General features: G+C 66.6%; 20 protein-coding genes. 18 read left to right on the forward strand and 2 right to left on the reverse strand.

The window, feature by feature from the left end:
• Positions 1-4: 4 nt before the first annotated feature.
• Positions 5-844, reverse strand: a complete 840-nt coding sequence (gene bhcR / locus HUW10_RS14280; protein WP_174504102.1) for an HTH-type transcriptional regulator BhcR — start codon at positions 842-844, stop codon at positions 5-7.
• 160 nt (positions 845-1004) lie between these two features.
• On the opposite strand from bhcR, the gene bhcA reads away from it, so the two are divergent.
• The 3 genes from bhcA to HUW10_RS14295 all read left to right on the forward strand — a co-directional run bounded on the left by bhcA (position 1005) and on the right by HUW10_RS14295 (position 4567).
• Positions 1005-2195, forward strand: coding sequence for an L-aspartate--glyoxylate aminotransferase BhcA (gene bhcA / locus HUW10_RS14285; RefSeq protein WP_174504103.1), 1191 nt, complete (start codon positions 1005-1007; stop codon positions 2193-2195).
• Between the two features lie 323 nt (positions 2196-2518).
• Positions 2519-4276 carry a cytochrome c gene (locus tag HUW10_RS14290; protein WP_174504104.1) on the forward strand — a complete coding sequence of 586 codons (1758 nt, stop codon included), beginning with the start codon at positions 2519-2521 and terminating at the stop codon, positions 4274-4276.
• A gap of 12 nt (positions 4277-4288) precedes the next feature.
• Positions 4289-4567, forward strand: a complete 279-nt coding sequence (locus HUW10_RS14295; protein ID WP_174504105.1) for a high-potential iron-sulfur protein — start codon at positions 4289-4291, stop codon at positions 4565-4567.
• A 43-nt stretch (positions 4568-4610) separates the two neighbouring features.
• Here the strand turns inward: HUW10_RS14295 and HUW10_RS14300 are convergent, their stop codons facing one another.
• The gene (locus tag HUW10_RS14300) at positions 4611-5201 is read right to left on the reverse strand and encodes a heme-binding protein (protein ID WP_174504106.1); all 591 of its coding nucleotides are present in this window, start codon (positions 5199-5201) and stop codon (positions 4611-4613) included.
• A gap of 384 nt (positions 5202-5585) precedes the next feature.
• Between HUW10_RS14300 and HUW10_RS18705 the strand changes: the two genes are divergently transcribed.
• From HUW10_RS18705 to HUW10_RS14375, 15 genes are all read left to right on the forward strand, one after another.
• A complete protein-coding gene (locus HUW10_RS18705; protein WP_174504897.1) occupies positions 5586-5672 on the forward strand; it encodes a potassium-transporting ATPase subunit F in 87 nt (28 codons plus the stop codon).
• 5 nt (positions 5673-5677) lie between these two features.
• Positions 5678-5818 carry a hypothetical protein gene (locus tag HUW10_RS14310; protein ID WP_174504107.1) on the forward strand — a complete coding sequence of 47 codons (141 nt, stop codon included), beginning with the start codon at positions 5678-5680 and terminating at the stop codon, positions 5816-5818.
• 27 nt (positions 5819-5845) lie between these two features.
• Positions 5846-7543, forward strand: a complete 1698-nt coding sequence (gene kdpA, locus HUW10_RS14315; protein ID WP_174504108.1) for a potassium-transporting ATPase subunit KdpA — start codon at positions 5846-5848, stop codon at positions 7541-7543.
• Positions 7544-7554: 11 nt separating this feature from the next.
• Entirely contained in the window at positions 7555-9591 is a 2037-nt protein-coding gene (gene kdpB, locus HUW10_RS14320; protein WP_174504109.1) for a potassium-transporting ATPase subunit KdpB, read from the forward strand.
• Between the two features lie 15 nt (positions 9592-9606).
• Positions 9607-10206, forward strand: coding sequence for a potassium-transporting ATPase subunit KdpC (kdpC, locus tag HUW10_RS14325; protein ID WP_174504110.1), 600 nt, complete (start codon positions 9607-9609; stop codon positions 10204-10206).
• A 59-nt stretch (positions 10207-10265) separates the two neighbouring features.
• Positions 10266-12875 (forward strand): sensor histidine kinase KdpD, encoded by a 2610-nt coding sequence (locus HUW10_RS14330; RefSeq protein ID WP_174504111.1) that lies wholly within the window; start codon positions 10266-10268, stop codon positions 12873-12875.
• A complete protein-coding gene (locus tag HUW10_RS14335) occupies positions 12872-13567 on the forward strand; it encodes a response regulator transcription factor (protein ID WP_174504112.1) in 696 nt (231 codons plus the stop codon). The genes HUW10_RS14330 and HUW10_RS14335 overlap by 4 nt, the downstream gene beginning before the upstream one ends.
• A gap of 135 nt (positions 13568-13702) precedes the next feature.
• Positions 13703-14896, forward strand: coding sequence for a transporter substrate-binding domain-containing protein (locus HUW10_RS14340; RefSeq protein WP_201712623.1), 1194 nt, complete (start codon positions 13703-13705; stop codon positions 14894-14896).
• The gene (locus HUW10_RS14345) at positions 14896-15495 is read left to right on the forward strand and encodes an ANTAR domain-containing response regulator (RefSeq protein ID WP_174504113.1); all 600 of its coding nucleotides are present in this window, start codon (positions 14896-14898) and stop codon (positions 15493-15495) included. Before HUW10_RS14340 ends, HUW10_RS14345 begins: the two co-directional genes overlap by 1 nt.
• Positions 15496-15681: 186 nt before the next feature.
• Entirely contained in the window at positions 15682-16563 is an 882-nt protein-coding gene (locus HUW10_RS14350; protein WP_174504114.1) for a nitrilase family protein, read from the forward strand.
• A 71-nt stretch (positions 16564-16634) separates the two neighbouring features.
• Entirely contained in the window at positions 16635-17888 is a 1254-nt protein-coding gene (locus HUW10_RS14355; protein WP_174504115.1) for a substrate-binding protein, read from the forward strand.
• A 144-nt stretch (positions 17889-18032) separates the two neighbouring features.
• Complete coding sequence (locus HUW10_RS14360) at positions 18033-18905, forward strand: branched-chain amino acid ABC transporter permease (RefSeq protein WP_174504116.1); 873 nt, start codon at positions 18033-18035, stop codon at positions 18903-18905.
• Between the two features lie 8 nt (positions 18906-18913).
• The gene (locus tag HUW10_RS14365; protein ID WP_174504117.1) at positions 18914-19924 is read left to right on the forward strand and encodes a branched-chain amino acid ABC transporter permease; all 1011 of its coding nucleotides are present in this window, start codon (positions 18914-18916) and stop codon (positions 19922-19924) included.
• Complete coding sequence (locus HUW10_RS14370) at positions 19917-20645, forward strand: ATP-binding cassette domain-containing protein (RefSeq protein ID WP_174504118.1); 729 nt, start codon at positions 19917-19919, stop codon at positions 20643-20645. Before HUW10_RS14365 ends, HUW10_RS14370 begins: the two co-directional genes overlap by 8 nt.
• The gene (locus HUW10_RS14375) at positions 20639-21337 is read left to right on the forward strand and encodes an ABC transporter ATP-binding protein (RefSeq protein ID WP_174504119.1); all 699 of its coding nucleotides are present in this window, start codon (positions 20639-20641) and stop codon (positions 21335-21337) included. The genes HUW10_RS14370 and HUW10_RS14375 overlap by 7 nt, the downstream gene beginning before the upstream one ends.
• The last annotated feature ends 12 nt before the right edge of the window (positions 21338-21349 follow it).

A 21349-nucleotide genomic window follows, 5' to 3' on the forward strand; every position in this document is an offset into this window, starting at 1 on the left:
CGCCTCATTCCCGCCGCCGGCCGCCGATGCCCGCTGTCACCGCCTGCGCCGCCTCCATCACTGATGACGCAAGGCCGGCAATCGCCGAATCGGGCATCCGCGACGATGGCCCCGAGATCGACAGCCCGGCAATTGCCTCGCCATGCATGTCGAAGATCGGGGCGGCGATGCACCGCATGCCCTCGTCCCGCTCCTCCGCATCCACCGTATAGCCGCGCGCCCGCGTCGCCGCGAGATCGTCCATCAGCGCGTCGTGCGTGGTCAGCGTGTGGGCGGTGAAGCGTGCAAGCCCATGGCGGGCGATGATCGCGGCGCGCCGCCCCTCGTCCATCTCCGCGAGCAGCGCCTTGCCGATCCCCGACGCATGCATCGGCGCCGTCGTCCCCGGCGGAAAGAAAGCCCGCATGTTGGCATGGGTCTCGACCTGGCTGACGAACAGTATCAGCCCGTTCCGCTCGATCCCGAGATTCGCCGTCTCGCCGGTGCGTTCCGCGAGGTCCCGGAGCGCCGGCCGCCCCCGCTCGACCAGCGAGGTCCGCCGTAGGAAGCGCGAGCCGATCAGGAAGGCGCCGGCGCCGATATGCCAGGTCTGGCTCAAGGCCTCGAAATCGACGATGTCGCGCGCCTCCAGCGTGAACAGGACGCGATAGACGCTGGCCGGCGACTGGCCGAGCGCCGCGGCCAGGTCGGAGAGCGTCGCGCTGCCCATCTTGCTCAGCCGCTCCAGCACCTCCATGGCGCGGTCGAGCGACTTGATCTGGTTCTGATTGGTCGTGTCGGCCCATGCGCGCGGGCGTCCGCGGGCGCGGCGTTCGGTGCCGGCAGGCTCGGGCGGCCTCGTCATCGGTCCTCCTGGTCGGGCAGTTGCCCCATGATGAAAAAAACAACCCGATGATTCAATTCAACTTTCTGCTGAAATCACGATTTTGAAAAATATTTTCAAAAAAATTGCGTGCTGTCGAGCGTCTCCCTATATTTTTCCCAACCGACGAAGGATCCGCCCGATGAGCCTGCAAAACCCTGTCTTCATCCCGGGGCCGACGAACATTCCCGAAGCGATCCGCAAGGCGTGCGACATGCCGACCATGGATCACCGGTCGCCGGCTTTCGCGCCGATCCTGCAAGCGGCGCTCGCCGGCTGCCGCGGCGTGATGAAGGCGGCGCACGGCGAGATCTTCATCTTCCCCGCGACGGGAACCGGCGGGTGGGAAACCGCGATCTCCAACACGCTCAGCGCCGGCGACACTGTTCTCGCCGCCCGCAACGGCATGTTCAGCGACCGCTGGATCAAGATGTGCCGGCGCTTCGGCCTCGAAGTCATCCAGGTCGACGTGACATGGGGCGAGGGGATTCCGCTGCCCCGCTTCGCCGAGCTTCTGCGCGAGGACAAGGCGGGCCGGATCAAGGCCGTTCTCGCCACCCACAACGAAACCGCGACCGGTGTCGTCTCCGACATTGCCGGCCTGCGCCGGGTGATGGACGAGGCCGGCCACGATGCGCTGCTCCTCGTCGATGGTGTGAGCTCGATCGGCTCGATGCCGTTCGAATTCGATGACTGGCGCGTCGACGTCGCGGTAACCGGCTCGCAGAAGGGTTTCATGCTGCCCCCGGGCCTCGCCATCACCGCGTTCAGCGACAAGGCGCTCGCCGCCAGCCGGGATGCGAAACTGCCGCGCAATTTCTTCAATATCGACGACATGCGGGCCACCAACGCCGCCAACGGGTATCCCTACACGCCGCTGGTCGGGCTCCTGAACGGGCTCGCGCTGTCGAGCCGGATGCTACTCGATGAAGGGCTCGACAACGTCTTCGCCCGCCACGCAAGGATCGCCAATGGCGTGCGCGCCGCGGTCGCCGCCTGGGGCCTGGCACCATGCGCCGCAGCACCCGAACTCTATTCGAACTCGGTTACCGCCATTCGCGTCCCGCACGGGTTCGACGCCGCGCGCATCGTCACCCACGCCGCCGACCGCTACGGCATGGCATTCGGCGCGGGGCTCGGCGATGTCGCCGGCCAGGTCTTCCGCATCGGCCATCTCGGCATGCTGACCGATGCGATGGCGCTCTCCGGCCTTGCCGTCGCCGAGATGTGCATGGTCGATCTCGGTCTCGACATCCGCCTCGGCGCCGGCGTCGCCGCGGCCCAGGCGCTCTACCGGCACGGCAGCGCGCAGATGAAGGAAGCCGCCGACTGACCCGCCTCACCGGCCCACGCGACCGGCAGGGTACGTGCCGGTTTCGCCGCGTCGGACTCTGCATACATATAAAATGAATTGAAATCGTAACGAAAAATCGTGCAGTGGCGATCCGGTCACGATTCCGTCAGAATTAGAGCATCGTCCGATCAGATGGAGACATCTGATCGGATAAAGATACTCGGTTTCTCAATATGATAGAGCACTACATCGGATCCTTGAGGATCGGAAAATGCTCTAATGCCTTTTTCCCGTGACTGACCAATCCCGCCGTTGAAACCGGGTCGCGCCGTTCCTCATGGAATATGAGGAAGGAGATGCGGATGCCCGGAATGCCCCACCCCAGCACGAGACTCATCCTTGGCGGTCTCGCCGCCGCCCTCGTCGCCGCCCTGGCCACAGCCTTGTGTGTCACCGCCAGCGCCACTCCGCCCGCCGTACAACCTGCCGCCGTAGCCGGCGTGGCAAGCTGGCCTGCGGCGGCAACCGATGTCGCGGCGACGCCTCGCCCCGGCATGGCGGGCACCGCTCTGCCGCTTCCGGTCAACATGCCGAAAGATCCCCGAAAGGCGGCAATGGTGCGCAGGGGATTCTTCCTCGTCGTTGCCGGCGACTGCCTGCCCTGCCACAGCGTTGCCGGCGAGCCCGCTTTTGCCGGCGGCCGCGCGGTCGGCACACCCTTCGGCACCGTCTTTTCCCCCAATATCACGCCGAGCAAACGATTTGGCATCGGAGCATGGACCGACCGCCAGTTCTGGCGCGCGATGCATGACGGCATCGAGCCCGGAAGCTCGCTCGTCGTGTTTCCGAAATACGAATACCCGGTGATGCCCTACACCGCCTATTCGAAGCTCAGCCATGCCGACGTGATGGCGATCAAGGCCTATCTCGACACTCTCGCGCCAGCCGCGATCCCTGACCGGCCGGACACGATGGCCTTCCCGGCGGATCTGCGGGCCGGCCTGCTCGCCTGGCGGCTGATGTTCTTCCATCCGCATGCGATGAAATATCAGCCCGGCTGGAGCCGCAATGTCCGGCACGGCGCCTATCTCGTGCAGGCGCTCGAACATTGCAGCGCGTGCCACACCCCGCGCAATCTCGCGATGGCGACGATCCCCTCGCGCCAACTCGCCGGCGGCCATATCATCGACCAGGGCTGGTACGCGCCGAACATCACCGACTCGAAATCGGACGGGATCGGCGCCTGGTCCCGGCGGGCACTCCTCGCCTATCTGCGCGAGGACGGCGACATGCGCCAAGGCGCGCCCTTCGGCAAGATGAAAACGGTGGTCGATGACAGTCTGAGCCGGCTGCCGAAGCGCGATGTCAACGACATCGTCGACTATCTGCGGACGGTGCATCCGCAGCAGAGCGCGTCGGCGGGGCCGGTCCTCGCCGCCTCGCTCGCGCGCGGGAAACACCTCTATCACGCCGAATGCGCCCGCTGCCATGGCGACGATGGGCGAGGCGTCACCGCCAACATTCCGAATCTCGCGCATAATGAGGCCGTCTGGAACGGCCCGGCCGACGACCTGGTCAGCATGGTCCTCGGCGGGTTCCAGCCCTGGCATCCGGGCCAGTCCTCCATGCCGCGTTTCGGCGCGATGCTCTCGGATGCGCAGATCGCGGCGATCGCCAATTATGTCCGGACCAGCTGGGGCAATCGCGGCATTGCCGATGCCACGGCGAACACCGTCGCAGCACTGCGCCCGCTCAAAACGATCGAGGTCGATCTCGATACCGGCAGCATGACGGCGACCCTGTCGCAGGGCGGCAAGGCCCGCCGGTTCACCGACATCTCGGGCCGGATCTGGATCGATGGCAACCGCACCGATTGTCGCATGACCGCTTCGCTCTCGGCCCAGTATGGCAGGCGGCCGGTGCGGCTCGCGGGCGCCTGCGCCGCCCAGGGCAACCGGCTGATCGGCCGTGCGACGATCGGCGGGGACACGCACCCGATGACCCTCGATCTCAGACAGGTCTACCGCCATGACCGGCTGGTGGCCGTGGCCCTTACCGGCGGGCTTGGCGGCGGGCGCAAGCTTGCGGCGCGCATCGCGCTGAGCACCGCGAATTACTGACGGGAGCGTATCATGACCCTTTCAGCCCCAACCCGCCGTCATGCCATTCTTGCCGCCGCCGCGGGCCTCGCTGCCCTGGCAACCCGCGCGCGGGCGGCGGTCGGCACGATGGTGCCCAGCGTTTCGAAGGGAGCGGTGGGCTATGTCGACAGGTCGCGCCATGGCGAAGTCTGCGGCGCCTGCGTCTGGTTCAAGCCGCCAGCACCGGGTTCGACGGCGAGCCACTGCCACCTCGTCGCCGGCCGGATCAGCCCGGCGGGCTGGTGCGAGGCATGGATGAAGCGGGGCTAGAGCACTTTCCGATCCATCCGGATCGGAAAGTGCTCTAGCCGTCCTATCGGCGCTCGACGGGAACGGCGACTTCGTTGCGGCGCAGCCAGGGCAGTGTCCAGGGCGGATCGTAGAACCAGGCGACGACGCGTCCCTCCGGCTTCCAGGGGGAGTGCGCCAGCGTCGCGAGCAGCCTCTCGCTGTGCGTCGCGACCGCATGCGCGCCAGGACTGCCGGAAAAGCGCAGCACCGCCATCGTCACGGCAGGAACCTCGACGAGGTGGACCATCGGGTCGCGCGGGCGAGGGGCGGTGGCCATCGTCATGCCGGCCGGCATGAAGAAGCGGATGGTCCAGCTGCCGTTGCCGCCCTGCTGGGCGACCGGCGAGGTCATCGCGATCCTGCTGCCGCCAGCGCCATCCTGCTCGACCGGCGCAGTCATCGCGATCTTGCCGCTGCCGCCACCCGGTTTCGTGTTGGCGCCGAAAATATAGGCGGCGAGCCGACGAAATCCGGTCGAGCGGGAGTCGATCTCCCCGCCCGAGACGGTCGTCTCCGCCGCAAGCCGCGCTGCGTAGGCGCGAAGCTGCACCGCGCCCACCTGTCCGGTGACGCTGTAGCCGGGCTGCGGCGTGCCAGACCGGATTCCGAACACGGTACATCCTCCAAGGAACAGGAGCGTGGGCAAAGCGGCAATCTTGCGCATGGTGAGAGAGGACATGGTGTATCGGACCGGATGTGCAATCAGTGGGGGCGGAATACGATATCCGCATATCATGGAGCACCTCTGCCCGACAGGACGGAGTCGTCCGATCGGATGATGCTCTATACGATTTCTATACACTCTCGCCCGAATTCGGCCTCGAATCTTTACCGTCCCGCCGCCCATACTCCGGATCGCTCAGCCACCGGACCACAAGGCACATTCGGGATCACGCATCATGCCAGACCTTCTTTCACTCTGCCTCGCAGCCGCGATGTTCGCCGCCTTTCTCCTCTATGTGAACGCCTGTGACACAATCTGACGGACGCAGCCAAGGTGATCGATCTCTGGCTCTCCGGCGTCGTCGCCATGCTGGTCCTCGCCTATCTCGTCTGGACCCTGCTGCGGCCTGAGGATTTCTGACCGCAATGGATGTCGCGGCGAACATCACCGGCCTCGTCTCCGATGCCCTGATCTGCCTCGGCAGCGCCTTCGCCATCGCTCTCGCTCTCCTGTGGATCTGGCAGGTGGCCCAACAGCTTGTCCGCCGCCATCGGCAGGACCGGTAGCGCCACGGAAACGGAACTTTCCCCATCATGACCCTGCACGGACTCGGGTTCATCGCCCTCGCGCTCGCCCTCGTCTTCGCCTGCGCCGTTTCGCTCGGCGCCTGGCTCGCCCGTCTCTATCGCGGCGAGCTTCGCTTCCTCGCGGCGATCGAAGTGCCGCTCTACCGGCTTTGCGGCATCGATCCCGCCCGCCAGATGAGCTGGAGCGCCTATGCGGTGGGCCTGCTGCTGCTCGGCCTCGTCCATTTCCTGCTGCTCTACGCGATCCTCCGGCTCCAGTATTTCCTGCCCTTCAACCCCGAACACATCACGGGCATGAGCCCGAGGCTCGCCTTCAACACCGCGATCTCCTTCGCCACCAACACCAACTGGCAGGCCTATGCGCCCGAGAGCCAGATGTCCTATGGCGCACAGATGTTCGGCCTCGCCGTGCATAATTTCCTCTCCGCCGCCGCCGGCCTCGCCGCGGCGGGTGCGCTCATGCGCGCCTTTGCCGGCGGTGGCCTCCGCACGCTTGGCAATGTCCATGTCGATCTGGTCAGGATCACCCTCTATCTCCTGCTGCCGGTCGCCTTCATCGCCGCGATCCTGCTGATCGCCTCCGGCGTGCCGATGACGCTCGCTCCCGCTGCCCATGTCCACGCCCTCGCGGGCGGGGTGCAGACCATCGCCCGCGGGCCGGTCGCCCTGCAGGAGGCGATCAAGGAATTCGGCACCAATGGCGGCGGCTTCTTCAACGCCAACGCCGCGCATCCGTTCGAAAACCCGACCGCCTGGACGAACCTTCTGGAAATCTGGCTGATCCTCGTCATCGGCTTCGCCCTGCCGATCGCCTTAGGCCATGTGGCGGGGCGGCGGCGCGATGGGCGGGCGCTGTTCGTCGTGATGGCGGTGATCCTCGCCTGCGGCATGCTCGGCGCCTATGCGGCGGAGGCGGCGAACAACCCCATCCTCGTCCATGCCGGGCTGGCAGCGCATCCCGGCAACATGGTCGGCAAGGAGGCGCGCTTCGGCATCGCCCAATCCACCAGCTTCAACATCGCCGCAACCGGCACCTCAACCGGCGCGGTCAATTCGGTGACGGACAGTTATCTCCCGCTCGGCGGGCTGGCGGCGCTGTTCATGATGCAGCTCGGCGAAATCGCGCCCGGCGGCGTCGGCTCGGGGCTGTATGGCATCGTGCTCTTTGCCCTGCTCGCGGTGTTCGTCGCCGGGCTGATGGTCGGCCGGACGCCGGAATATCTCGGCAAGAAGATCGAGGCGCGGGAGATGAAGCTCGCGATGCTCGCCCTGCTGGTGCAGACGCTGGTCATCCTCGTCGGTGCCGGAGTCTCGCTGTCGAGCGCGTCGGGGCTGGCCTCGCTCGCCAATGCGGGGCCGCATGGCCTCACCGAAATGCTCTATGGCTGGACCTCGGCCACCGAGAACAACGGCAGCGCCCTGGCCGGCCTGTCGGCCAACACAACGCTGCTCGATTACGGGCTGGGCATCGCCATGCTGCTCGGCCGCTTCGCGGTGATGATCCCGGTGCTCGCGATCGCCGGCTCGCTCGGCGCCAAGCCGCTTCTGCCGCATTCCGAGGGCACGTTCCCGACCGACGGCCCGCTGTTCATCGGCCTGCTGATCGGCGTCATCGTGATCCTGGTCGGGCTGCAATTCATGCCGGCCGACCTGCTCGGCCCGATCGTCGAGCATTACCTGCTGCTCGCCGGCAAGACCTTCTGAGGAGCGCCGCCATGCCCCGCAACGCCGAGACGATCGGGCTGTTCGATCGCGATATCCTGCTCCGCGCGATGGGCGATGCCCTCGCCAAGACGAACCCGCGAACGCTGATCCGCAACCCGGTGATCTTCGTCACCGAAATCATCGCCCTGCTGACGAGTTTCGTCGGCCTTCATGAACTGGTCTCAGGCCGCGCCGCCGCCTTTTCGATCGTCATCGCGATCTGGCTGTGGATCACGGTGCTGTTCGCGACCTTCGCCGAAGCCGTCGCGGAAGGCCGCGGCCGGGTGCGGGCGGAAAGCCTGCGGCGCGCGCGCAGCGACACGATGGCGAAGCGGCTCGATGATCCGGCGGACCGCGCCGCCTTCACCCTCATCCCGGCGCCGCAATTGCGCCGGGACGATCTCGTGCTCGTCGAGGCCGGAGACCTCGTTCCCGCCGATGGCGACATCGTCGAGGGCATCGCCAGTGTCAACGAAAGTGCCGTGACCGGCGAATCCGCCCCCGTCATCCGCGAGGCCGGCGGCGACCGCTCGGCGGTGACGGGCGGGACCGAGCTGGTGTCGGACTGGCTGGTCGTCCGCGTCACCGCCGAGCCGGGTTCGAGCTTTCTCGACCGGATGATCGCCCTCGTCGAAGGGGCGGCGCGGCGCAAGACCCCGAACGAGATCGCGCTCGATATCCTGCTCGCCGGCCTGACCATCGTGTTCGTGATCGTGGTCGTCACCCTGCCTGGCTTCGCCGCCTATGCGCACGCCCGGCTCGGCATTGCCGAACTCGCGGCGCTGTTCGTCTGCCTGATCCCCACCACGATCGGCGGGCTGCTCTCGGCCATCGGCATCGCCGGGATGGACCGGCTGGTGAGCTTCAATGTCATCGCGACCTCGGGCCGCGCCGTCGAGGCGTCCGGCGATGTCGACACGCTGCTGCTCGACAAGACCGGCACGATCACCTTCGGCAACCGCATGGCCTCGGCTTTCCATCCGGTGCCGGGTGTGGAGGTGCGGCGCATGGCCGCGGCGGCGGCCTTGGCCTCGCTCGGCGACGAAACCCCGGAGGGGCGGTCGATCGTGCGGCTGGCGCGGGAGGAATTCGGCGCCGATCCGCTGCTGCCGGAGGGGGCGGTCGTCGTGCCATTCAGCGCGAATACAAGGCTCTCGGGCATCGATGCCGGGGAGCGACGCTGGCGCAAGGGGGCGGTCGACTCCGTTCTCGACCTCGTGGGCGGCGCCGCGCCGGAAGCGTTCGCCGCGGCGGTGGACCGCGTCGCGCGGGCCGGCGGCACGCCGCTCGGCCTGGTGGCGGAGGGTGCGCTGCTCGGCGTCATCGAGCTGAAGGACATCGTCAAGCCGGGAATCCGGGAGCGGTTCGAGGCGCTGCGGCGGATCGGCATCCGCACCGTGATGGTCACCGGCGATAACCGCGTGACAGCGAGCGTGATCGCCGCCGAGGCCGGGGTGGACGACGTGATCGCGCAGGCGACGCCGGAGGACAAGCTCTTCTACATCCGCAAGGCGCAGGCCGAGGGGCGGCTGGTCGCGATGTGCGGCGACGGCACCAACGACGCCCCGGCGCTGGCGCAGGCGGATGTCGGCGTCGCGATGCAGACCGGCACGCAGGCGGCGCGCGAGGCGGGCAACATGGTCGATCTCGACAGCGATCCGACGAAGCTGATCGAGATCGTGCAGATCGGCAAGCAGCTGCTGATCACCCGCGGCGCGCTCACCACGTTTTCCATCGCCAACGACATCGCGAAATATTTCGCGATCCTGCCGGCGATCTTTGCCGCGCGCTACCCGCGTCTCGGCGCGCTCAACATCATGGGCCTCGCCTCGCCGCAAAGCGCCATTCTCGCGGCGGTGATCTTCAACGCGCTCATCATCGTCGTGCTGGTGCCGCTGGCGCTGCGCGGTGTCGCCTTCCGCCCGATGGGGGCGGCGGCGCTGCTGCGGCGCAACCTGCTGATCTACGGGCTCGGCGGCATCGTCACACCTTTCGTCGGGATCAAGCTGATCGACCTGATCCTGAACAGCTTCCACATTTTCAGCTGATCGAGCGAGGCCGTCATGTTGCGCGAACTCCGCCCCGTGGTTTCCCTTGTCGCCGTCTTCACCCTGCTGCTCGGGCTGGCGGCGCCGCTCGCGCTCACCGCGCTGGCGCAGCTCGTCTTTCCCTTCGAGGCGAATGGCAGCCTGATCCGCGTGCATGGACAGGCGGTCGGCTCGGCGCTGATCGGGCAGGATTTCCACGGCGCGCGATGGTTCCACTCCCGCCCCTCGGCACTGACCGCAACCGATGCGAAAGGCCACATCATCGCGACACCCTATGACGCGGCCGAATCCGGCGGCTCCGATCTCGGGCCGACCAGCCGGGCGCTCATCGCCCATGTCGCCGCGCGGATCGCCGCCTATCGCAAGGCCTACGGCCCGGGGCCAGTGCCAGACGACGCGGCGACCTCCTCGGGCTCGGGCCTCGATCCGGACATCTCGCTGGCGAATGCGCTGCGGCAGGCGCCTTCGGTGGCACGGGCGCGAGGGATGAACGCGGCGATGCTCCTGCGCCTCGTCCGTCGCCTCGCCACGCGGCCGGCCTTCGGCGTGATCGGCACCGCGCATGTCGACGTGCTGCGGCTCAACCTCGCCCTGGCGGCGCGCCCGCCGGCATGACGCGGCACGCTCAGGCACGGGGGCTTGCGCCCCTGCTGGGGATGGCGTGATCATTCCGCATGGGATCCGCATCGCCCGAGACCCGGCCCGATCCTGACGCGCTGCTCGCCCGCGCGAACGGCGACGGGCGCGGGCAGCTCAAGATCTTTCTCGGCGCGGCCCCCGGGGTCGGCAAGACCTGGGAAATGCTGGCTGCCGCGCGGCGGCGCTTCGAGACCGGAACGGATGTCGTCGCCGGCCTGGTCGAGACGCACGGGCGCGCCGAAACCGCCGGCCAACTCGGCGACGTGCCGCTGCTGCCGCGGCGCATCGTCCCCTATCGCGGCCGGCTGCTGGAGGAATTCGATCTCGATGCCGCGCTGAAGCGGTGCCCGGCGCTGCTGCTGGTCGACGAACTCGCCCATGCCAACGCCCCCGGCCTGCGCCATGCCAAGCGCTGGCAGGACGTGGCGGCACTGCTCGATGCGGGGATCAATGTCTGGACCACGTTGAACGTCCAGCATCTCGAAAGCCTGAACGACCAGGTGGCGCGGATCACCGGCATCCGGGTGGCGGAAACCCTGCCCGACACGGTGCTCGGCCTTGCCGACGAGATCGAACTGATCGACCTGCCGCCGGAGGAATTGCGAACCCGGCTGAAGCAGGGCCTGGTCTACCGGCCGGATGTCGCGCGGCGGGCACTGGGCGGCTTCTTCCGGCCGGGCAATCTCGCCGCCCTGCGCGAGATGGCGCTGCGGCGGGTGGCGCAGCATGTCGATCGCGACATCGCCGCCTATATGCGCGCGCAGGCGATCGCCGGGCCCTGGCCTGCGGCGGAGCGGGTGATGGCGGTGGTCGAGGCCGGCGCGGCGGCCGAGCAGGTGGTGCGGCACGCCGCGCGTCTGGCCGAGGCGCTGCGCGCGCCGTTCTTCGCCTTCCATCCCGAGCGGGCGGTCACCGGCCCGGCCGTGCAGCCGGCGCTCGATCTCGCGATCCAGCTTGGCGGCACCGTCGAGACGACGACGAACGCGGATGTATTCGCAGCCCTGCTGGACGCCGCGGCGCGGCAGAACGTCGCGCATATCGTGATCGCGCGTGGCGATGGAGGGTGGCGGTGGCGGTGGCGGCGCAGCCTCGCGGCACGGCTTGCCCGCTTCGCACGCGCCTATGCGCTGCATGTCGTGCCCGATCCGGCAGCGCATCGCCCGGCCCCGCCGCATCGCGCGCCGCCGCCGAAGCTGGTGCCCTTCGGCCTGAGCCTCGCCATCATGATCCTGACGACCCTCGGCGGCTTCGCCCTGCGCGGCGTGCTGCCGGCCGAGGCGATGGGCTACGTGTTCACCGCGATCGTCGTCGGCATGGCGAGCCTGTATGGCCGCAGCGTCGGCATCTTCGCCGCGCTGACCGGCTTTGTGCTGTGGAACTTTTTCTTTCTCGCCCCGCTCTACACGTTTTCGGTCACCAACCCGCGCGACGTGACCGCGCTGTTCGCCTTTCTCGTCGTCGGCGTGCTCACCGGCTCGCTGGCCGGCCGGGTGCGGGCGGAAGCCGAGGCGGCGCGCATGCGGATCGAGGCGCTGCGACGGATCACCCTGTTCGGCCGCGCTTTGGCGCAGGTCTCGGACGAGGCGGGGCTGGCCGCCGTGGTGGAAGCGGAGGCGCGGGCGCTGGCTGGCGAGGCGGTGCTGCTCATCGCCCGGTCGGATGGCCTGCCCGCCGCCGCCGGCTTCGACGAGGCGGCGCTGGCGGCGGCGGAATTCGCCTGGCGCAACCGTGTCGCCACCGGCATGGGCACGACGACGCTGCCGGGTTCGGCCTGGCGGTTCCAGCCGCTGGCGACCGAGGCCGGGGCGATCGGCGTGCTCGGCGTGCGGCCCGAAACCCCGCCCGCCGAGCCGGTGATCCAGACGCTCGGCGCGCTCGCCGACCAGGCCGCGCTGGCCGCCGAGCGGCTGCGCCTGGCCACCAGCGCGGCCGAGGCGCGGGCGCACGAATCCACCCAGCGCCTGCGCACGGCGCTGCTCTCCTCGCTCTCGCACGACCTGCGCACGCCGCTGACCGCGATCCGCGGCGCGGCCGAGACGCTGGCGGACGCCGATGATAACCTGCCGGAGGCAACGCGGCGGGACCTGCTGGCCAGCATCGTCCAGGATGTCGGGCGGATGACGCGGTTTCTCGCCAACATCACCGGCATGGCGCGGATCGAGACCGGCGAGATCGTCGCCCGGCACGAGCGGGTCGATCTCGCGCCGGTGGTGGAGCACGCGGTCGCGCGGGTGAGGGAGGCGTTCCACACCGCGGTCAACATCCCCGACGACGCGGCAACCGTGCGCGCCGACCCGGCGCTGCTGGAGCAGGTTCTGGTCAACCTGCTGGAGAACGCGGTGAAATACGGGCCCGAGGGCGGGGCGATCTCGGTGTTCGCGCGCCGCACCGCAGACAGCGTCGTGCTGTCGGTCGCCGATGAGGGGGTAGGGATTCCGCCCGAGGATCTGCCGCATGTGTTCGACAGTTTCTTCCGCGTGGTGCGCGGCGACCGCGTGGCGCCCGGCACCGGGCTGGGGCTGGCGATCGCGCGAGCCTTCGTCGAGGCGATGGGCGGGACGATCGCCGCCGAAAGCCCCCGGCGCGACCTGCCGGCGGACGGGCTGCCGGGGACGATCATCCGCGTGGAGCTGAAACAGCCATGACCGGGGCGAAACGCATCGAGACCGGCCGCGTGCTGGTGGTGGACGACGAGCCGCAGATCCACCGCTTCCTCAAGCCGGCGTTGGAGGCGGCGGGATATGTCGTGCTGCGGGCAGACCGGGGGGTGGAGGCGTTGCGGCTGGCGGCGACGCTGGTGCCCGATGTGATCCTGCTCGATCTCGGCCTGCCCGATCTCGATGGGCAGGAGGTGATCGTGAAGCTGCGCGAATTCTCCGAGGTGCCGGTGATCGTGCTCTCCGCGCGCGACCAGGAAGCACAGAAGATCGCCGCGTTCGATGCGGGGGCAAACGACTATGTCGAGAAACCCTTCGGCCTTGGCGAGCTTCTCGCGCGCATCCGCAACGCCTTCCGCCTGATCGCCACCGGGCAGGGCGTGCCGACCGAGGTGATCGCATTCGAAGGATTGCGGATCGACGAGGCGGCCCGCAGTGTGCGCCTCGATGGCGCGGAGATCCATTTCACGAAAACCGAATTCCGCATTCTCGCTGCCCTGGTGCGGCATCGCGGCAAGCTGGTGACGCATGACGACATCCTGCGCGCCGGCTGGGGCGGGGTGCACGATTCCGACCGCACCTACATCCGCATCTATATCCGCAACATCCGCCAGAAGCTCGGCACCTTCGCCGACAACCACATCCGGACCCGGCAGGGGCTCGGCTACATCGTCGAGTAACCCCGCCTTGCGATCAGCGTCGCGTTGCCTGAGCGGGGCGGGCGGAAGGCGGGGGATGTCCGCTTGCATCGCAGGATCGACACCTGCACTATCGGCGCCGGACAGTCTTGTCCGTCCAGGTTCAAAGAGGGTTGCTTGCAGAACGATACGCTCGCCAATAATCGGGATTCATGGCGGGTCGGAATCCTGTTTTCACGCTCGGGCGTGATGCGGATTCCCCAATCCGAGCATTTCTTCGGCACCGCGCTGGCCATCGAGGAGGTGAATTCCGCCGGGGGCATTCTCGGCCGTCCCGTCGAGCCCATCGCTTACGATCCCGGTTCGAACCCCGTGGCCTATCGCGAGCTTGCCGAGCGCCTGCTCATCGACGACGGCGTGCAGATCATTTTCGGCTGTTCGACCTCCGCCGAACGCAAGGCGGTACTGCCATCGATCGAGCGCTGGAACGGTCTGTTGTGGTATCCGTCATTATACGAAGGTTTCGAATACTCGCCGAACATCATCTATACGGGTGCGGTTCCGAACCAGAACAGCATCCAGCTTGCCAGGTATCTCGCCAGGCAACACGGATCGCGGATCTTCCTGATCGGCTCCGACTACATCTACCCGCGCGAATCCAACCGGGTGATGAAGGAACTGGTCGATGCGGCGCAGGGCGAAATCGTCGGCGAGGAGTATTTTCCCCTCGTGCTGGCCGATCGCAGCTTCGGTGAAACGCTCGATCGGCTCTGCCGTATCCGGCCGGACGCGATTTTCTCCACGCTCGTCGGCGAAGCCGGTATTTCATTCTATCGCCAATATGCCGAGACGAAGCTGTTCGCCGCGGGCATCCCGATCGCCAGCCTGACCATGGCGGAGGGCGAACTCGCCGAGATCGGCGGCGAGCGTGCCGCGGGGCATATCACGGCGGCGCCCTATTTCTCCACCGTGGAAACGCCGGCGAACCGGCAGTTCAACCAGCGCTTTCGGGCGAAGTTCGGCGAGTCCCGCCCGATCAGCATGTATGCCGAAGCCGCCTATTGCCAGGTGCATCTGTTCGCGCAGGCCCTTGCGGCTTGCGGCACCACCAACCCGCAGGTGCTCGCCCGGGAAGCGCTCGGCGCGGAGTTTCACGCGCCCCAGGGGCTGGTGACGATCGATCCCGACAACAATCACGCCTATGTCACCCCGCGCATCGGAATCGCCGCGGCGGATTGCACGTTCAGGATCGTCCACGAGGAGGCCGAGCCGGTCAAACCCGACCCCTACCTCGTCAGCTACGATTACGATCTCGACGGCTTCGCCCCTCGCGGCCCGGGGCAGGCCGGCGCAAGGGAACTCCCGGCGTGATGGACCTGCGGATCCTTCGCGAGCTGCGGGACTTGCGGGTTCTCATCGCGCATCCGCATGACGGGGATGGCGACGAGCTGGTGCGCCAGCTCCGGCGCATCGGGTGCGATGTCAGCCATGTCTGGCCCGCGGCGGCGAAGGCGAGCGAACGCGCCGATGTCGTCTTCTTCCTCGTCGAGCACGAATCCGCGACGCATCGCGGCTTCAATTACGACGACACGAGCCTGACCCGGATTGCCGTCGTCAACGCGGAAAGTCCGCTGACATTGCGCGCCCTGATGGATGCCCGCGTGCATGCGGTGATCATGAAACCGATCCGCCCGATCGGCATCCTCACCAACCTCGTGCTCGCGCGCGCGCTGCAATCCTACGAGGCGAAGCTGTCCTCGAAAGTGGCCAAGCTCGAGGAGACCATGAAATCGCAGCGCCTCATCGCCAAGGCCACCCGGATCATCATGGCGAAGGAGTCGATTTCCGAAAACGAGGCCTACACCCTCCTTCGCCGCCAGGCCATGAAGAAGCGCGTATCGATGGCCTCGATCGCCGATGCCGTTGCCCGCGCCGAGGAATTGCTCGAAGGCATCCGCAACGCGCCCTGATGTTCCAAATTTTTAGTTGACAGCGGTCGCATGGGCAGAACAACATGATCGCTGCCCCGGCAATGGATGCCGGGGAACGGCAAGCAGGGTTGCTTGCCACCATATCAAGGGCAAGTCAGCCCTCGTCCCGCTTCCGTCACGTCACGGGGGCCGGCCGAGGGCTATTTTTTTGGGGAGTGCTGTCTGATGGCGGAGCAGTCCGGAAGCCACAACATGGTGCGGGTGGCATGCCTCCAGATGGAGCCGCATGTCGGCGACAAGGATGCCAATCTCGACACCAGCCTCGGGCTGATCGAACAGGCGGCGGCAAATGGCGCGAAATTGCTGGTGCTGCCGGAGCTGTGCAATTCGGGCTATGTGTTCAGGAGCCGCGAGGAGGCGTTCTCCCTGGCCGAACCGATCCCCGATGGCCCGACGGTCCGCCGCTGGGAAGCCGCGGCGTCGGCTCACAATGTCTATATCGCCGCCGGAATCGCCGAGCGCGACGGCGACAGCCTCTATAACGCGGCGGTGCTGATCGGACCTGCCGGCTATATCGGGACGTTCCGGAAGGTGCATCTCTGGAACGAGGAAACGCTCTATTTCGAGCCGGGGGATCTCGGGTTTCCGGTCTTCCATACCCCGATCGGCCGCATCGGCATGGCGATCTGCTATGATGGCTGGTTTCCCGAAACCTATCGGCTGAACGCGCTCGCCGGCGCCGACATCGTCTGCGTGCCGACGAACTGGGTGCCGATCCCCGGCCAGGCGGAGGGGCGCGAGGCGATGGCGAACATCCTTGTCATGGCCGCGGCGCATTCGAATTCGCTGTTCATCGCCGCGGCCGACAGGGTCGGCACCGAACGCGATCAGCCATTCGAGGGGCAGAGCCTGATCGTCAGCTACACCGGCTGGCCGGTCGCAGGGCCCGCCAGCCGGACACGGCAGGAGATCATCTACGCGGATGTGAATCTCCAGGATGCCCGCCGCGGCCGGAACTGGAACGATTTCAACCAGGTCCTCCGCGATCGGCGGACGGATGTCTACGATGAAATGCTCGGCGCCGACGTGCCGCGAGGATGGTACTGAGCACCAGCGTCCAACGATAATAATATGAAAATCAACGGGATACGCCAGCCCACAACCCTAAGGAGGATAACATGAGTGAAAAGCCGAATTCCGTTTCCGGCGTGAACCGCCGCTCCGTTCTGCTGGGCAGCCTTGGCGCCGCCTCCGCTCTCGGCGCGCCTGCGATCATCCGCAGCGCCTATGCCGCGGCACCGATCAAGGTCGGCGTGATCTCGCCTCTCACCGGCGCATGGACGGTGTATGGCAAGGCGCATTCCGAAGGGTTCAAGCTGGCGGTCGATGAAATCAACGCTGCCGGCGGCGTGCTCGGCCGCAAATTCGAAATCATCATGGCGGATTCCAAGACCGAGCCGCGCATCGTCGCCGAGCAGGCCAACCGGCTGATCCGCGAGGAGGGCGTCGACTTTCTGGCCGGCACATTCTCGAGCGCCGAGCGCAACGCGGCGGGCCCCGTCGTCACCGCGGGGAACAAGGTGCTGCTCTACCCCACCTTCTATGAAGGCCAGCAGCAGAAATATTTCCCCGGCGTCTGCAATCCCAACATCTTCATGTTCGGCCCGGTGCCGAGCCAGCAGGTCTGGCCGCATCTGCCCTACATGATGAAGAATCACGGGAAGAAATTCTTCATGGTCGGTTCGGACTATGTCTGGCCGCGGGTGACCAACGCGGTGACGAAAAAGCGCCTGGTCGAGCTGGGCGGCGAAGTCGTCGATGAAATCTACATCCCGTTCAATACGCCGCAATACGACTCGGTGCTCTCCAAGATCCGCAATTCCGGCGCGAATGTGATTTTCCTCACCCTCACCGGCAGCGACACCATCAATTTCCGCAAGCAGTTCGTCTCTGCCGGCATGAAGAAGGACTTCACCCTCTGGACGGTGGATGACGAGGAAGTCGTCACCAGCGCGCTCGGTCCCGAAGCCTCGGCCGGCACCTATGTCAGCTTCGACTATTTCATGTCGATCAAGCAGCCGAACAACGATGCCTTCCTCAAGAAGTTCCGCGCGAAATTCGGGCACAATGCGCTGATGGATACGGTGGGCGTCGCGATGTACAATGCCGGCCACATGGCGGCGATGGCGATCGCGAAAAGCGGCAAGGTCTCGACCGAAGGGCTGCGCCATGGTCTCGCCGGCCTGACCTTCGACAAGGCGCCGCAAGGCAGCATCACGATGCGCGCGATCGATAACCAGGCGGTCCTGCCCTCGTATCTGATGCGCGTCCGCGACCACTGGAGCGGAACCGGAGACATGTTCGAGCAGGTGCAATACCTCCCGGATGTTACACCGGCGACGGCCAGCTGCGCCCATCTGCCGCTGAACTGACGCCGTGCCGCGCGGGCGGGCGAGCCAGCCGCCTGCCTGCCCGCGCGCCTCGGATGTCCTGAACGCCGGCCCCGGCGCGCCGCGAGACTGTCCGCGCGCCCGGCGGCCGGAACGAGAAGAGGTTTCGACAACAATGTATCGATCATGACCCACGAAACGGTGTTTCACGCCATCCTGTCCCTCGCCATCCAGGGCACGCTCATCACCTTCGTCTATGCGCTCGCCGCGCTCGGCCTCGCGGTCGTTTTCGGGCTGATCGGGGTGATCAACATGGCCCACGGCGCGATGATCACGCTCGGGGCCTATTTCACCTGGGCCTGCCTCTCGGCGGGATTGCCCTTTGCCCTGGCCGTTCTCGTCGCGGTCGCCGGCGTCGGCCTTGTCGGCCTGATCGTCGAGCACGCGCTGATCCGCCATTTCTACGACAAGCCGTTCGAGACGCTCCTGCTCACCTGGGGGCTTTTCCTGATCCTGACCGAGCTGATCAAGATCGCCTTCGGCAGCGACATCCGGACGATCCCAACTCCCCTGCCCAGCGCCATCGCATTCCTTGGCTTTCACATCCCCGAATACGAAGCCCTCGTCGCGCTGCTGAGCGCGGCACTGCTCGGCGCCATCGGCCTCGTCTTCTACAAGACGTCCTACGGCATCAAGATCCGCGCCCTGACCCAGAATCGCGAGGTCGCCGGCCTGCTCGGCCTCAATGTCGCGGCGACCTACAAGATCGTCTTCGTCGCCGGCGCGATGCTCGCGGGGCTCGCCGGCGCGCTGATGTCCCCGATCCTGAGCATCGACCCCACGATCGGCAACATCTATCTCGTCCGCTCGTTTTTCGTCGTGATCGTCGGCGGCATCGGCCAGCTCCTCGGCGGCACGCTGGCCGGCAGCTTCCTGATCGGCGGCTCGCAGACCATCTTCGGGGCCTTCTCCAGCCAGGTGATCGCCCAGACCGTCGTCTTCGCGCTTGCCATCGTCGTGCTGCGGTTCCGTCCCACCGGAGTGTTCAAGGAAAAATGAGCAACGCGATGTCAAACACCCGACCGGTCGCACCCGCGCCGCGCATCGATCTGCGCTCGGAATCAGCCGCGGCGATCGTGGTTTTCGCCGCCCTCGCACTTCTGCCCCTGATGATGGGCGGCTATGTCATCTACGTCCTGCCGCAATATCTCATCTATGGCGTGCTCGCGATGTCGCTCGGCATGCTCTGGGGCTATGCCGGCATTCTCAGCTTCGGCCAGGCGGCCTTCTTCGCCCTCGGCGCCTATGCGATGGGCCTCGCGATGAAAGCCAGCTTCGGCGCCAGCGATGGTTATCTCGGGCTGCTGGCGGCAATCGTCATCGGCGCCGGGCTTGCCTTCCTCGTCGGTTATTTTCTGTTCAGCGCCGGCGTGCGGGATATCTATTTCGTCCTGATCACCCTCGCCCTGTCGATCATGGTCCAGCAGATCGCCATCAGCCAGTCCTCGCTCACCGGCGGGTTCAACGGGATGTACATCCCGCGGATGGACCTCGCGCTCGGCCCCTTCGGCAGCGTGTCGCTCGCGCATGACCGCGCGATCTATTATCTGGTCCTGCCGGTCACGATCGCGATCTATGCCGGGCTGCGGCGCCTCACGCGCAGTGATTTCGGCAAGGTGCTGGTTGGCATTCGCGAGAACGAGGGCCGGACACTGTCGCTCGGCTTCGAGACCTCCTGGTACAAGACCATCGCCTTCACCATCTCGGGCGCGGTCGCGTGTCTCGCCGGCGCCCTGTACGGGGCACACGCCGAATTCGTGTCGCCTTCGCTCGCCAGCGTCGCGTTTTCGACCGAAGTGGTGATCTGGGTTGCGATCGGCGGCAGGCAGTCGCTGCTTGGCGCGTTGCTCGGCGGCCTCGGCGTGGCCGCGCTGTCCAACTATCTCGATGGATTGTCGCCGGTCTTCTGGCAGCTCATTCTCGGCGGGATCTTCGTCGCCGTGATCATCGCCTTCAAGGGCGGCATCGCCGGCGCGCTCGGCCGCCTCGTCGCCCGCAAGGATGGCACCCATGGCTGAGTTTCTCGGGATCACGAAGCTGACCAAGCATTTCCGCGGGCTGGTGGCGAATGAGGATGTGGATTTCACCCTCGGCAGCGGCGAGGTCCGCTGCATCATCGGGCCGAACGGTGCCGGCAAGACCACCTTCATCAGCATGATTTCCGGCCATGTCGCGCCGACATCGGGCCGCATCGCGTTCAAGGGGCGCGACATCACCGGCATGAGCGTTCCAGGGCGGGCGCGGCTCGGCATCGGCCGCAAGTTCCAGACCCCGTCAGTGTTCGACAATCTCACGGTCGCTGAAAATATCGAGCTCGCCTCGATCGGCAAGCACGCGGAAGGCGCAGACCGGCGCGCCCGCATGGGCGAGGTGCTGCAACTGACCAGGCTCGAGGCGTTCGCATCGAACCCGGCGCTCACCCTTTCCCACGGGCAGCGCCAATGGCTCGAGATCGGCATGCTGCTGGCCAATCGTGCCGAGCTGCTCCTGCTCGACGAGCCGACGGCGGGGATGAGCGCTGAGGAAACCCACGCGACCGCCGCACTTATCAAGACGCTCGCCGCCGAATTCGGCATCGCCATCGTCATCATCGAGCACGACATCAACTTCATCCGCGATCTCGGCGCGCCGGTTACCGTGCTGCATCTCGGCCGGGTGCTGATGGAGGGCGATTTCGCCGCGATCAGCGAGAACGAGGATGTGCGCAACGTCTATCTGGGCGGAGAGTGGGAATGCTGAGCGCGACCGGCCTGCATGTCGGCTACGGACCGATCGAGGTCATCCATGGCGTCGACTTCACGGTCGAGACCGGCGAGATCGTCGGCATTCTCGGCCGCAACGGCATGGGCAAGACGACCCTGATCCGCGGCCTGAACGGCTCGCTGCCGGCGCGATCCGGGCGTGTCGTGCTCGATGGGGAAGACATCACCCATCTGCCGATGCATCTTCGCTCCCGGCGCGGCATCGCGACCATCGTCCAGGGTCGCGGCATCTTTCCGAAGCTCACGGTCTGGGAAAACCTCGAAATGGGGCGGATTGCCGGCGGCGGTCAGAAGGCAAGCCGGCTCGACGAGGTGATCGGCTATTTCCCCCGCCTCGGCGAACGCCTCAAGCAGCTCGCCGGTTCGATGAGCGGCGGCGAGCAGCAGATGCTCGCGATCGGCCGCAGCCTGATGAGCCATCCGAAGGTCCTGCTGCTCGACGAGCCTTCGGACGGCATCATGCCGATCCTCGTTCAGCAGATCGCGAAAATCCTCGCGGAAATCAATCGCAAGGAAAAGATGACGATCGTCATCGTCGAGCAGAACGTCCCGATGGTGTTCTCGCTCACCTCGCACTGCATCATTCTCGAGAAGGGGCGCATCGTCGCCGAAGGCAATCGCGACGATATCGCCGACAGCGAGATCATGAAGGAATATCTCGCGCTCTGAAGCGCGTTTTTT

It is taken from the genome of Acidiphilium sp. C61 (assembly GCF_905116885.1).
Lineage (GTDB): Bacteria > Pseudomonadota > Alphaproteobacteria > Acetobacterales > Acetobacteraceae > Acidiphilium.

Coding starts and splice junctions, on each gene's coding strand:
- bhcR (WP_174504102.1), bottom strand. CDS start 844: ATGACGAGGCCGCCCGAGCCTGCCGGCACCGAACGCCGCGCCCGCGGA.
- bhcA (WP_174504103.1), top strand. CDS start 1,005: ATGAGCCTGCAAAACCCTGTCTTCATCCCGGGGCCGACGAACATTCCC.
- HUW10_RS14290 (WP_174504104.1), top strand. CDS start 2,519: ATGCCCGGAATGCCCCACCCCAGCACGAGACTCATCCTTGGCGGTCTC.
- HUW10_RS14295 (WP_174504105.1), top strand. CDS start 4,289: ATGACCCTTTCAGCCCCAACCCGCCGTCATGCCATTCTTGCCGCCGCC.
- HUW10_RS14310 (WP_174504107.1), top strand. CDS start 5,678: ATGGATGTCGCGGCGAACATCACCGGCCTCGTCTCCGATGCCCTGATC.
- kdpA (WP_174504108.1), top strand. CDS start 5,846: ATGACCCTGCACGGACTCGGGTTCATCGCCCTCGCGCTCGCCCTCGTC.
- kdpB (WP_174504109.1), top strand. CDS start 7,555: ATGCCCCGCAACGCCGAGACGATCGGGCTGTTCGATCGCGATATCCTG.
- kdpC (WP_174504110.1), top strand. CDS start 9,607: ATGTTGCGCGAACTCCGCCCCGTGGTTTCCCTTGTCGCCGTCTTCACC.
- HUW10_RS14330 (WP_174504111.1), top strand. CDS start 10,266: ATGGGATCCGCATCGCCCGAGACCCGGCCCGATCCTGACGCGCTGCTC.
- HUW10_RS14335 (WP_174504112.1), top strand. CDS start 12,872: ATGACCGGGGCGAAACGCATCGAGACCGGCCGCGTGCTGGTGGTGGAC.
- HUW10_RS14345 (WP_174504113.1), top strand. CDS start 14,896: ATGGACCTGCGGATCCTTCGCGAGCTGCGGGACTTGCGGGTTCTCATC.
- HUW10_RS14350 (WP_174504114.1), top strand. CDS start 15,682: ATGGCGGAGCAGTCCGGAAGCCACAACATGGTGCGGGTGGCATGCCTC.
- HUW10_RS14355 (WP_174504115.1), top strand. CDS start 16,635: ATGAGTGAAAAGCCGAATTCCGTTTCCGGCGTGAACCGCCGCTCCGTT.
- HUW10_RS14360 (WP_174504116.1), top strand. CDS start 18,033: ATGACCCACGAAACGGTGTTTCACGCCATCCTGTCCCTCGCCATCCAG.
- HUW10_RS14365 (WP_174504117.1), top strand. CDS start 18,914: ATGTCAAACACCCGACCGGTCGCACCCGCGCCGCGCATCGATCTGCGC.
- HUW10_RS14370 (WP_174504118.1), top strand. CDS start 19,917: ATGGCTGAGTTTCTCGGGATCACGAAGCTGACCAAGCATTTCCGCGGG.
- HUW10_RS14375 (WP_174504119.1), top strand. CDS start 20,639: ATGCTGAGCGCGACCGGCCTGCATGTCGGCTACGGACCGATCGAGGTC.